This is a genomic window from Erwinia oleae, from assembly GCF_000770305.1.
GTDB lineage: Bacteria > Pseudomonadota > Gammaproteobacteria > Enterobacterales > Enterobacteriaceae > Erwinia > Erwinia oleae.
In genome coordinates, this window is record NZ_JNVB01000117.1 from 1 (window position 1) to 6,834 (window position 6,834).

Here is a 6,834-nt window from a genome sequence, read left to right on the forward strand (position 1 = left end):
CTGTGATCCTCAATCTCCCTGGCAACGTGGCTCAAATGAAAATACGAACAGGTTGCTAAGACAATATTTTCCAAAGGGAACTGACTTATCGGTTCACAGTCAGCAGAGACTAAACAGCGTTGCCAGACAGCTCAACGAAAGACCGAGAAAAACGCTAGACTATGAATCACCCGCAGAACGGTTCAATAAGTGTGTTGCGTCCATCAGTTGAACTCACAGCGATCTGCGGACATTCATCACTTGCAACCACTACGCGTCTTTTAAACACCCTCTGTGGTTGACATCAAACACAACTGCAAAACTCTTCAAATCACTTCCAGGAGTGAGGCGGTGTATGCGGGCCACGCATGCTTACTGCGCTGCGTGATAACCGCCTCATCCTGAGGAGGCAACGTTGATCTGACCGTCTCGTAGGCGCAGATACGTTAATTTAGCCTCGAAGCGGAAATTTTAAACAATACGATAATTGTGATCCTGATTTTACTGATGTTTAGCCAGGGCTATCAGTAATATAATACGTCAGTAGGTAACTGTGACTTTCCTTATCTCCTTTGGTTACAAGCCCCCTTTTTGAAGCTTCATCAGTTTTCAAAACTAATGTGCCTGATTCAGACCAGGTAATATCATTTTGCTCTTTATCGGATAGCCTCACGCAGGAAGAATAAACCTTACGAAACATGCTATTGTAATTTTCATCCTCGTCAAGAATACGTTTCGCCTGGTCTGGTCGCAGATAATCTGTCTTCTCATTAGTCGCTGCTGCCGGATGTAATACAAACTGGGACATTGGCATGGTGTAACGTTCAGGTGATGCGCAGTAAATCATGGTGGCGGATGAGGCTGTCATTGCCGAATTTATCATGCTGAGTTTCATCGGGCTTTTTCGCAGGGCCTCGTACGCTACATAAGCGGCATCCATATCTCCGCCCCGACTGTTCAGATAAATATCGACGTTATCCACATTAAGATAATTTTCATGAATTTCGGCAAGTGCCGACAACAACCATGTCACAGTCTGATTGTTGACCGCAGCGTTAAAATAAAGCGCAGCCTCTTTGACCTGCGCATTACTCAGAGTGTCATTCTTTATGAAGGACACATTGGCATGCGTTTCTGCTGACATAAGCAGCGTACCAAGTAATACAGCAGACAGTGGTTTCATCTTCATCTTTTTTCCTCAGGCGCATTTCAGGTCATCCTCATTAAGGAGAATGCATTCAAAGCTCGATGATTCGATCGGCCGATGAAATTGTGGAAGGTCTGTGTGCGATGAGCACACGTGTCATTTTCAGGGTCTGCATAGCCGCATTAATGAGGGCTTCATTTTTCTCATCAAGGTGACTGGTGGCCTCATCCATGAATATGATCCCCGGGCGCCGGTACAGTGCCCGGGCGATAAACAGTCGCTGACGCTGTCCCCCTGAAAGTCCTTCTCCCAGCTCGCCAGTCAGCGTTTCATACCCCATAGGCAATGCCATAATATCGTCGTGAATTTGGCTTAGCCTGGCACAATGGACCATCCACTCTTCATCAACATCATGTGAGAAACCTGTAATATTATCCCGAAGCGTTCCAGCCAGCAGCCTGTCATCCTGAAGGATACAGGCCACAGCTCGGCGATAATTGCTGAGTCCCGCAGCCTGAATATCGACATCATTCACCAGGACTCTTCCTTTTACTGGCGTGGTAAGTCCACACAGAATTTTCATCAGCGTGGTCTTTCCTCTGCCTGACGCTCCGGTTATGGCCACGCTTTCCCCTGCTCCGATGCAGATATTGAGGTTCTGCAATACCGGTGGTGAGAACCGGTCGTAGCGAAACATCAGATCCTCGCATTTAAGGGTCAGGGCCTCACCTGCAGGAAATAAACGCTTTACCTCTTCTTTGTCCCCTTCCGGATCGGAAAGCGCAATATCCGCAATACGTTCATTGTGAAGAGAAAGCATCCTTAACTGTAATACAACTCCCGTCAGGGAAAGTACGCGCTCTGAAAACATGCCTCTGAACGCGGTGAAAGCCACGAAAGCTCCCAGCGTCATGGTGTGATTGATCACGGCGGAAATTCCCAGCCAAAGAATAATCACACTGTCACTTGCAGCAATAAAGGTTCCGGCACTCCCCGCCAGCATGTCAAACCGGAGCAGACTGACCCCGGAGCCGGTTGCATCGGCCATCATGTTAAGCCAGATTTCACGCCGGCGGTGGGATAACCCTTGCGCACGCACGGTAGCCGCTGCATAAAGCGTTTCAGTAAATGATGAAGCCACCCGGGCGTTTTTGATCAGTAGCTCCTCCTGCGCCTGTCGGTAGCGAGGCCACGTAAAAACCCGCAAGAGCACAAAAATCAGGGTAAAACCGGTAACTACCCATGCCAGCCACCCACCGTAAAGAATCAGGAGAACAAAAGCTCCCGTGGCCATAACTCCGTCAATTACTGCGCCGTTGATACTCTGGGTGAAGGTGCTGCGCAGCGTATCGAGAGAGGCAAAGCGGGACTGGATATCGCCTATCCGGCGTTTCTCAAACCAGCAAAGGGGTAAGCGAAGGAGGTGACGGTAAAGGCCGTCTTTCCACTGCAAATCTGTATAAATCCCCATCACTATCATCATCCAGCCCCGAAAAAGACTTAGGCCAGTCTGAAGCAGAGTCAGTAAAAGAAGACTTAAGCAAATCAATGTCAGTAGCCCTGTGTCTGCAGCCGGCACGGCATTATCCATCACCATCTGGGTGGCTACCGGCATCAGCAGGGTAATGAATTCGATCATCAGCGAGAGGCAGAATATCTTTACCAGTGACTGTCGGAATCCCGTGATGTTGTTAAGCAGCGTACTGGTTTTGAGCTTTTTTTGACGGATATCAGGCTTGAAATCGGTATCAGGCCAGAGCTCCAGGGCGACGCCGGTAAAATGTGATGAAAGGGCTTCAAGTGACATGCTCTGACGGCCCGATGCCGGGTCATGCACAACGCACCGTTTCCCCTTCACACTGACCAGCACGACAAAATGGTTGAGGTCCCAGTGCAGAATGCAGGGTTTGCGCAGTTCACGGAGACTGTCAAGATCGAGAGAGAGTGCCCGTGCTGCAAGGTGCATTTCACCTGCCACGCTTATCAGCGATGCCAGAGTACTGCCGCGTGCCGAAAGCCCTGACCACTCACGCAGGGTGAGTAAGTCTGTATGGCTGCCATGAAACCCTGCCACCATTGCCAGACAGGCAAGGCCACATTCCGATGTTTCCGTCTGCAGATGCAGTGGAACCCTGCCGTGCCCTGAAAACTGCAGCAGCCCCCCTATTATGGTATGAAGCTCTTCATTCATGGATTGCCCCCATTGCGCTGTCGCGGATGTCATAAAGCGGTGACAGGATCCACTGATACAGTTTCCTTTCCTCAAGAAACAACGTTACAGAGGCTTTCATCCCGTTTTCAGCACGTATGGTTCTATTCTTGTAGGTAAAATGGTCGGAGGACGGGTTGACCAGGATTTTGTACCACGTCTGGGGACCACTGAGAGAATGGGGGGGAGCGCCGGGGTAAGTTGACATTTCCTGCCATGAAGCAGGTGAATGGGCCACTGAAGCTATTTTGCCCGGAAACTGGCCAAACTTCTCAGCGGGGAATGCATCATAGCGGATATTAACCGGTTCTCCTGCAGAGAGGTAAGGTATGGCTGAATCAGGCACCCAGAGCACCAGTGTCCGGTAATGCGCATCGCCGGGAATTATTTGGAGGAGACTATCTCCGGACGCCACCATCTGGCCCGGCGTGACGCTCAGTGTATCAACAGTTCCGTCAACGGGGGACGTTATTATCTGGTCACCGCCGACATCTGCATCCGTTAACTCACTTTCAAGCGCGCTTTTCTGAATCGCAATCTGATTGAGCTGATTGTCAAAGTCGGCCGCCTGAGTCTGAAGAGCACTGCGCAGATTCATTACCTGTAGCGCATTTTGTTGATTCTGACTTTCAATCCCCAACATGTCATTCTGCTGTTGATAATAAAGGGCCGTCTGATTGATAAGCTGGTCGCGGTTTATCAGACCCTGATGCTGATATTGCCGGTAATTGTCCATATTCTCTTTCATCAGTTTAAGGCCTTCCCGCGCATGCGCAACGACTTCAGAAGACCGCTGGAGGGCCGACTCGTAACGGTTTTTTTCCTCTGCGAGCATCGAAAGCGTCAGAGCACGATTACGGGCTATATCAGCCGCAATCTGATTCAAAGTGGCTATGCGTTTTTGAATACTTTCATGATGCCGCTGGCTGACCACGCCCGAAGTGGTGGTCCGGCTCACGTCGATGCGGTAAAGCGGCTGTCCTTTCCTCACGTGTTCGCCCTGCTTTACCGCACGATTGATAATGAATCCCTGTTGAGGAGAAAAGACAGTCACGGCACGGGGAGTTGAGACAATTTCGCCAGAAACACTGACTCTGCGCGTGTAGGAGCATGACGTAATGAGCACTAAAAATGCGGTAAAAAAAATTAAGGTGAAAGCAATAACGTAATGGCCACGATGACCGGAAATTAATACAGCTTTGCCTGACCAGTAATTGTTCCTGGCTTCAGTTACCTCCTTTCTGTAAAGCATTGAGAGCCAGCTCCATAAACAAAGTTTCTTTCATTCCTGAAAATTCAAATACGGGCATGGAATAATAAGTCTCACATGCCCGGAAAATTATTTACCAATGGCACTGTCCGTTAGCGCTGTTAGCGTTTGAATCCCCGCCAAGATTGCCGTTGTTGCCGCCGTTGTTGGCAGAGCCACTGTTCTGGCAACCCACATACCCTCCAACAGCCCCTGAAACACCACCATACACAGCCCCTTCAGCTGCCCCGGCACCTGCTCCTGCTGCCACCCCTGCAGGGCCGCCAGCAAGACCCGTTACACCGCCGCGGATAGCACCGGCGACAGCACCGCCCGTTGCACCGGTCACACCACCCTTAATCGCGGCGTTGGTGCAGTTCGGGCCTTCGTAACCTGAGTTAGCATTACCGCCAGAGACATTATTTATTTCAATTTCAGTCAGTTCTCTAAGCATGTCATTTATCCTCTTCTGGAAACTATTTTTGTTACTACCACGTTCGAGATGATTACTGCTACAGCAACTGTTAACGAAATGGATAAAGAAGGATGTGAAACGTAGAAAGCACTTTTCGAAATGAATTTAACGATTACAGCGGTAATCGCGACACACAGAAACAAGGTAAGTATCTTCTCTTGAATAACTGATTTCATAATCAAGCCCTCATGCTTACATAAATAGTAATGACAATAAATGTATATAAAAAGAGCGTTACGTTGACAAAATAGCTACATTTTGAAAAAAAGGAATGCAAAATATTAATAAGAGGTGTTCGAAAAGTTATTTTGCAGGGCCTGGTTTAACTCCACCTCACTGCTGAGTAACTGAATTGCCAGCCAACCCGACCCGGCATATTCGGACGTTGTCGGGATGTTTTTAGCTGCTATGATGACGGCAGAGGTATTAGGTGCGGCTCATTGTCACGAAAACGTCGATGATCTATGCATATCTGCTTAGTACTGTGAGTTTAACCGATGGATGCAATACACTGCCCGGAGCGTTCTGCGGATGACACAGCACGTTAATGCTTCACCGAACAGACTATTGTGGCATGATCCCACCATTTATTTTTATTAACTATGAAGGCCTCCAAATTAAAATGCGCTTTTTGTACTTCATCAGTTAAATCCGTAAGCGGCATCAGGGTCCGCCAGGGGCGGCCTTCTTTCAGCAAATGATGCCTGAGTGGATCATACGCTTCAATATCTTCGGATCGCCGGGGAGTTCCGCACATAGAACCGATTACAAACCGTCCCCCGGGTCGGAGCAGTCTCCTTACCTCTGCAAAAAAGAGTTTGCGCGCGTCATCTATAAGGCAATGCAAACAACTGCCATCAATAATCAGCTCAAACATCGCGTCCCTGCATTGATGAATATTGCAGACATCGCCGACAATAAATCTTGCGGTGAGTCCGGCTTGCTGAAAACGATCTTCTGCCCACCTGATAGCTGTTTCTGACCAGTCAACTCCCCAGACAGAATATCCCAGCTCAGCAAGCGACTGCGCTGCCATTGCTCCATTCCCACACCCCATCTCAAGTACAGGTGTACCAGGGTGGGGTAAATACTGATGTGTGTAAAGCCACCGAAATATTTTCTCCTGCTGTTCTTTTGCTCTGGGATAACCTTCTCCAGCCCATGCCGCCGCGCCATTTGCCATGAGTTGCCTGTAATGTCTCTCATAGGGGTTCATGCCAGAAATACCTTTTCAATAATATCCACTCTGCTTTATACGTCAGAGCCGCCTCTGAGGAATAGCGTCTGCATCGCTCATAAACAAACATTTTTAATGCAGCTGTGCATCTATCTCGCGTTCCGGTTGAGACCAAACACAACTGCTTATCCCTTACTGAAGAGATGCCGCCGGTCGGAGCGGCATCGGGTGAAAATACCAGGGACGGTAATCTTCCCAGCGGCTGCCTCCGTGATCGCAGATGACTGCTGCCTGCGGAGAGCCGCTTATCACCCATTCATCGAATACACCCAGCACGCTGATATCTCTGGCCATCCCGGCATCAAGCAGCAACAGACTTTTTAACCAGACGCTGAACCGATCGAACTGCCAGTAACAACTTTGCGAGCAGACGGGACGTTCTGGTGGCCGCCAGGTTTCCCTATATGCTGGCAGGCTGCTTCCGCGAGCGCGACGTCTCATCCATTGAGCAGCGCGTGATATTCGTATGAGGTGCTGCCGACCTCTTCCTGCCAGCTGACCAGCCAGATGTTCATTCAATCTCCCTCCGGGACTTCAC

Annotated in this window: 7 protein-coding genes; 1 reads left to right on the plus strand and 6 read right to left on the minus strand. The window is 49.4% G+C overall.

Annotation, left to right across the window (positions count from 1 at the left end):
- The coding region (locus GS12_RS23780) for an IS30 family transposase (protein WP_152601471.1) at nt 1–211 on the plus strand (211 nt) is incomplete at its 5' end.
- Nucleotides 212–490: 279 nt separating this feature from the next.
- Here GS12_RS23780 and GS12_RS21665 read toward each other — a convergent pair.
- The 6 genes from GS12_RS21665 to GS12_RS21690 form a co-directional block, all read right to left on the minus strand.
- The gene (locus GS12_RS21665) at nt 491–1,168 is read right to left on the minus strand and encodes an ATP-dependent Clp protease proteolytic subunit (RefSeq protein WP_017802588.1); all 678 of its coding nucleotides are present in this window, start codon (nt 1,166–1,168) and stop codon (nt 491–493) included.
- Between the two features lie 49 nt (nt 1,169–1,217).
- Nucleotides 1,218–3,317, minus strand: a complete 2,100-nt coding sequence (locus GS12_RS21670; protein WP_017802589.1) for a peptidase domain-containing ABC transporter — start codon at nt 3,315–3,317, stop codon at nt 1,218–1,220.
- A complete protein-coding gene (locus tag GS12_RS21675; protein WP_017802590.1) occupies nt 3,310–4,587 on the minus strand; it encodes an HlyD family secretion protein in 1,278 nt (425 codons plus the stop codon). The genes GS12_RS21670 and GS12_RS21675 overlap by 8 nt, the downstream gene beginning before the upstream one ends.
- Before the next feature lie 91 nt (nt 4,588–4,678).
- Nucleotides 4,679–5,038, minus strand: coding sequence for a hypothetical protein (locus tag GS12_RS21680; protein WP_017802591.1), 360 nt, complete (start codon nt 5,036–5,038; stop codon nt 4,679–4,681).
- Nucleotides 5,039–5,603: 565 nt separating this feature from the next.
- Nucleotides 5,604–6,275 carry a class I SAM-dependent methyltransferase gene (locus tag GS12_RS21685; protein WP_017802592.1) on the minus strand — a complete coding sequence of 224 codons (672 nt, stop codon included), beginning with the start codon at nt 6,273–6,275 and terminating at the stop codon, nt 5,604–5,606.
- A gap of 153 nt (nt 6,276–6,428) precedes the next feature.
- Entirely contained in the window at nt 6,429–6,737 is a 309-nt protein-coding gene (locus tag GS12_RS21690) for a hypothetical protein (protein ID WP_223265968.1), read from the minus strand.
- Between the last annotated feature and the right edge of the window lie 97 nt (nt 6,738–6,834).

Coding starts and splice junctions, on each gene's coding strand:
- GS12_RS21665 (WP_017802588.1), bottom strand. CDS start 1,168: ATGAAGATGAAACCACTGTCTGCTGTATTACTTGGTACGCTGCTTATG.
- GS12_RS21670 (WP_017802589.1), bottom strand. CDS start 3,317: ATGAATGAAGAGCTTCATACCATAATAGGGGGGCTGCTGCAGTTTTCA.
- GS12_RS21675 (WP_017802590.1), bottom strand. CDS start 4,587: ATGCTTTACAGAAAGGAGGTAACTGAAGCCAGGAACAATTACTGGTCA.
- GS12_RS21680 (WP_017802591.1), bottom strand. CDS start 5,038: ATGCTTAGAGAACTGACTGAAATTGAAATAAATAATGTCTCTGGCGGT.
- GS12_RS21685 (WP_017802592.1), bottom strand. CDS start 6,275: ATGAACCCCTATGAGAGACATTACAGGCAACTCATGGCAAATGGCGCG.
- GS12_RS21690 (WP_223265968.1), bottom strand. CDS start 6,737: ATGAGACGTCGCGCTCGCGGAAGCAGCCTGCCAGCATATAGGGAAACC.